We start from the raw sequence: 3,104 nt of genomic DNA on the forward strand, positions 1-3,104 counted from the left end.
GCGCCGGCCCTGGCGCTCGCCGCGCTCCTCGCCGCCGCGCCGGCGCTCTGCGCGCCCGCTCTCGCGCTTTCGGACGACGTCCCCGCGCGGCTGGCGGCCCTCGATGCGACGAACGTCGCCGCGCCGGCGCCGACCGCGGTGCCGCGCCCGGACGTTCCTCCCGCCGAGAGCCCGGCCGCGCCGCTCCCGGCCGATCCATCCCTGCTCGACGCGATGCCGGAATACCCGCCCCGCACGGGATCGATCCCGCAGATGGCGCTGCCGCCGACGATCGGCGCCGAGGGGCTCGTCGGGCCGATGCTCGCCGGGCGGCTCGCCGGGCTTTCGGACGATCTCGGGCTCGAGCACGGGGCGGCGGACGTCGAGGCCCTGCGGGCCTTCTACGAAGATCGCGGCTTCGCCCCTGCCTGGATCGGCCCGTCCCGCGACGGTGGCCTCGCCTGGACGCCGGCGGCGCGTGCGCTGACGGGCGTTCTCGCATCCGCCGCCGAGGAGGGGCTCGACCCCGCCGCCTACCCCGCCCCCGTACTCCCCGCCGGCCCGGGCCTGGACCCCGCCGGCGCGGCGGACGCGGAGATCGCGCTCTCGGCCGTGCTCGTGCGCTACGCGCAGGACGCCCGCGGCGGGCGGCTCGAGCCCTCGCGGCTGCACCGGCTGATCACGCCGACGCTCGACATCCCGGGCGCGGACACGGTTCTCTCCGGGCTCGCCGACGCCGCCGATCCCGCGGCGGCACTCGCCGCTCACAACCCGCCGCACGAGGGCTATCGCCACCTGCGCGCAGCGCTGGCCGAGCTGCGCGCTGCGGCGGAGCCCGCCGAGCCGATGGTGCGCGTGCCGCCCGGCCCCGTCCTGCGCGTCGGCGCCCGCGACGCCCGCGTGCCGCTCCTGCGCGCGCGCTTCGGCATGGACGCGCCGTCCCAGGCGGACGATCGGGTCTACGACGTCGCCCTGGCTGAGGCGGTCGAGGGCTTCCAGCGCGAGCACGGGCTCGTCGTCGACGGCATCGTCGGCAACCAGACCATCGCCGCGCTGGCCTCCGCCGATCCGGCGCGACGCGAGGGCGACCTCCTGGCCAACATGGAGCGCTGGCGCTGGCTGCCGCGCGAGCTCGGCGCGAGGAAGGCGATCTTCGTCAACGTCCCCGCCTACCGCATGGAGGTGCGCGACGCCGGCGTGGTCGTGCACGAGTCGCGCGTCATCGTCGGCAAGCCGGGGCAGGAGACGCCGATCTTCTCCGACGAGATGGAGTACGTCGTCGTCTCCCCGTCGTGGACGATCCCGCCGTCGATCATGCGCAACGAGATCCTGCCCGGCCTGCGGGCGGACCCCGGCTACGCCGCCGCGCGCGGCTACGAGGTGATCCGCAACGGCAACCACATCACCGTGCGCCAGCCGCCGGGGCCGCGCAACGCGCTCGGCCACATCAAGTTCATGTTCCCGAACGGTCACCATGTCTACCTGCACGACACGCCGAGCCGTGGCCTGTTCGACACGATGCGCCGCGCCTATTCCCACGGCTGCGTGCGCGTCGAGAACCCCTTCGCGCTGGCCGACCTGCTGCTGGCGGAGCAGGGCTGGCCGGAGGCGCGCCTGCGCGCGCTGATCGGCACGCGCGAGCGCTACGTCCATCTCGACGAGCACGTGCCGGTGCACCTCGCCTACTTCACGCTCGAGGTGGACGCGGACGGCAGGGTCGTGCCGCACGAGGACATCTACGGCTTCGACGCCAGGACGCGGGAGGCGCTGGGTCTCGATCCGTGACACGAAAGCCACGGGAGTGGCGAAACCGCGGCGCCGGCCGGGCGCGTCCCCAGACGGCCGCATCGTCGCCGCATTCCGCTCCCACTCCCGACGTCGGGGTCGCACGAGGCGGTGACCCGGACGAATCGTGATCCCGTATCGCGTCTGCGGGGCGTGGTTCACGACCTCTTAACGGTTTGCCTCGAAACATCCGGATGTGACGCGGGCCGCCCGACCGCGCCTTCGCCAGCACCCGGAACCCGAGATGCCGCGGTCCCCTCAACCGCCGAATGAGAGAGACGAGACGCTCTTGACCGTTCAGCGCCCCTCCCGGATCCGCCGCGGCCTCTCACATGGGCTTTCTCGCGGGCTCGCCTTCCTCGCCGTGACCCTCGGCCTCCTCCTCTCGGGCACCTCCGGGACCCAGGACGCGGTCGCCAACGGCGACACCCGCACCCTCTCCGTCAAGCAGATGCACACCCGTGAGCAGATCACGGTGACCTTCCGCCGCAACGGACGCTACGACCGAGAGGCGCTCAACCAGCTCGACTGGATCATGCGCGACTGGCGTCGCGACCAGAAGCGCGACATGGACCCGCGCCTCTACGACGCGCTCTGGGAAGTGCACCGCCAGTCCGGCTCGCGCCAGCCGCTGCACGTGGTCTCCGCCTACCGCTCGCCCGCGACGAACGAGATGCTGCGCTCGCGCTCCCGCGGCGTGGCGCGCACGAGCCAGCACATCGAGGGCCGTGCGACGGACTTCTACCTGCCGGACGTGGACGCCTCGCGGCTGCGCACGATCGGCATGCGGCTGCAGCGCGGCGGCGTCGGCTTCTACCCGCGGGCGAACACGCCCTTCGTGCACATCGACGTCGGCTCCGTGCGGCACTGGCCGCGCATGACGCGCTCGCAGCTCGCCCAGCTCTTCCCGGACGGCCGCACCGTGCACCTGCCCTCGGACGGGCGCCCGCTCGGGGGCTACGACGAGGCGCGCCGCCAGATCCTCGCCTCGGGCGGCATCGTCCAGGGCGAGCAGGGCACAGCGGTCGCGGGCGCCGGCGGCACGCGCCGCAGCCTCTGGGCGGCGCTGTTCGGCGACGACGAGGGCGAGGCCAGCGGAGACGAGGCCTATGCGGCGCTACCCGCCACTGCGGTCTCCGAGATCGACCAGCGCTATGCGCTGATGCGCGCCGAGCCCTCTGCCCAGCCCATTGCCCAGCCCGCCGCCGCGCCGCAGCCGCGCCGGCCGGATCCGGAGCCCGCGCCGACCCGCGTCGCCGCGGTGGCGCCGACGTCGCCGGCCCCCTCCGCACAGGTTCCAGCGGCTCCCGTACCCGTCGCCCCGATCCTCACCACCGCGC

General features: G+C 74.4%; 2 protein-coding genes. Both read left to right on the plus strand.

The features are described 5' to 3' along the window. Nucleotides 1–1,764: L,D-transpeptidase family protein (locus ACTZWW_RS22465; RefSeq protein ID WP_444783194.1), on the plus strand; the 1,764-nt coding region annotated here is incomplete at its 5' end. Between the two features lie 289 nt (nucleotides 1,765–2,053). Then, nucleotides 2,054–3,104 (plus strand): DUF882 domain-containing protein (locus ACTZWW_RS22470; RefSeq protein ID WP_444783195.1); only part of this gene is annotated, 1,051 nt, incomplete at its 3' end.

Source organism: Salinarimonas sp. NSM, from assembly GCF_052380005.1.
GTDB lineage: Bacteria > Pseudomonadota > Alphaproteobacteria > Rhizobiales > Beijerinckiaceae > Salinarimonas.